The sequence below is a fragment of the Candidatus Accumulibacter vicinus genome (assembly GCF_000584955.1).
In the GTDB taxonomy this organism is placed as follows: domain Bacteria; phylum Pseudomonadota; class Gammaproteobacteria; order Burkholderiales; family Rhodocyclaceae; genus Accumulibacter; species Accumulibacter vicinus.
In genome coordinates, this window is the sequence record NZ_JDSS02000022.1 from 30418 (window position 1) to 32070 (window position 1653).

The following is a 1653-nucleotide window of genomic DNA, read 5'->3' on the forward strand; positions in this document are numbered from 1 at the left end:
GTTTGGCAACATGAACTCAGGCGACAACTACCTTGACATTCACCGGGCTACAAGGGGTTCATCAATGTCTAGAACTTGGCTTGCGTTTGGTGAATAATCGGTCGAATACTGTGGAGATTCTGCGATGACTTACTCTGGACAGTGCTTATGTGGCGGGATTCGCTATGAACTCTCGGGGGAGCCAAAAGTCGTTGCGTTATGCCATTGCAGCGACTGCCGACGAAGTGCAGGCGCGCCGATGGTGGCTTGGGCGATGTTTCCCGAAACTGCCTTGACGCTGACGAAAGGGCAGCCCAAGACTATCAACTCGTCAGGTACCGCTATGCGCAGCTTCTGCGCTGACTGCGGGAGCGGGTTGTTCTACCGGAATGCAGCCGCGCTCCCAGGAATTGTCGACGTGCAGTCCTCAACTCTTGATCATCCTGAGGCACTACCACCGACAGTGCAAGTACAGACGGCTGAGCGGCTCGACTGGATGGAGCATGTTCATGAACTTCCTGAATTCGAGAGATTCCCGGCGTAGGCCAGAGATGACGCCCAACCCGGTGCTCCAGGCGACCAGCCGCATGAAACCGCGGCCGTCGCCTGAGCTTTCACGTTAGGCGTCACAACAACCTCGCATGGGCACCCTCGACAACCGCATCGTGTTGCTCGGCGCAGCACACGGCTTTGTCATCAATGATCTCCGTTCGATCACGGATGGTTCAACGTTTCTCTACGAGCGAGAGCATGAATTGCAGAATGCTCTGCTGGAAGGCTTCGCTGAAATGGCCTTTATCGAACGCCAGTATCAGACGGCCTACGCAGAACTCCTAACAAATGGAACCCCCGAGTTGCCTGGTTACTTGAAGGAGATTGCTGAGGCGCGACCCACGCTCCCGGCCAGTTGCGTAATTGAACTTCACGCCTTCGATTTGTCCACTTACTTTAAGTCGTTTCTGCTTCACGCGAAAGGTGCGTTGGACAAACTCGTCCCGCTCTACTCTTATCGCTACTTTGACAATCTCAAACAGTTCTCTGACAAAGGTGAGCGATTGATCAGAGCCTTGAAGAACAACAAACATGTAACGCACCGCGAGCAATTGATCGCTCTCCTGAAGAAGAACAAGGTGCTCTGGATTGATCGGCTGATCGACATGCGTGACGAGTATGCTCATTACTCGTCGCTTCCTGCCTATCAGAATTTCACACTGGCAGGTGCCAAAGCCAATCAGAAACTACCAAGCGGCATCTCGGATTTTGACCCACCTACAGTGGTTGTAGGCGAAACCCGCCATATAGCATCGGAATACTTGCAGACTGTCAAGAGCAACATGGTCGCATTTCTCAATCAGTTCTTGCGGTTATGCGAATTCACACCCGGCAGGCGCCCGAAACACTATCTCCACTGCGACTGCGGCTACGTCTTCGCGAAGCGCTCAAAACAGGGAAAGGCCCCAGGCAAACTGATCCTTACGGGCACTCTAGAGCTGCGTGTCAAGAATCGTGACCTTGACTATGCCGTTATCGTCTGCCCTCGATGTCAATCTACAACTGACACCGATCTGAAGTTTTGGCGCGATGAGGGCTGTTCCTTCTCCTCTCAGCACAGTGGCAGCAAGCAGTGACGCCTAACGAATAAGGATAGATCGTGCGAAGCCACGATCTGATCCG

At 53.4% G+C, this 1653-nt stretch carries 2 protein-coding genes; both read left to right on the plus strand.

Annotated features, from left to right (window positions below; translation table 11 throughout):
- Positions 1-124: 124 nt before the first annotated feature.
- Positions 125-523, plus strand: coding sequence for a GFA family protein (locus tag CAPSK01_RS10505; RefSeq protein WP_034926130.1), 399 nt, complete (start codon positions 125-127; stop codon positions 521-523).
- A gap of 97 nt (positions 524-620) precedes the next feature.
- Positions 621-1607, plus strand: a complete 987-nt coding sequence (locus CAPSK01_RS10510; protein WP_034926131.1) for a hypothetical protein — start codon at positions 621-623, stop codon at positions 1605-1607.
- Positions 1608-1653: the final 46 nt, after the last annotated feature.

What these genes read in the sequence shown, in the direction of transcription:
- CAPSK01_RS10510 (WP_034926131.1), top strand. Translation starts at nt 621, where the DNA reads ATGGGCACCCTCGACAACCGCATCGTGTTGCTCGGCGCAGCACACGGC.
- CAPSK01_RS10505 (WP_034926130.1), top strand. Translation starts at nt 125, where the DNA reads ATGACTTACTCTGGACAGTGCTTATGTGGCGGGATTCGCTATGAACTC.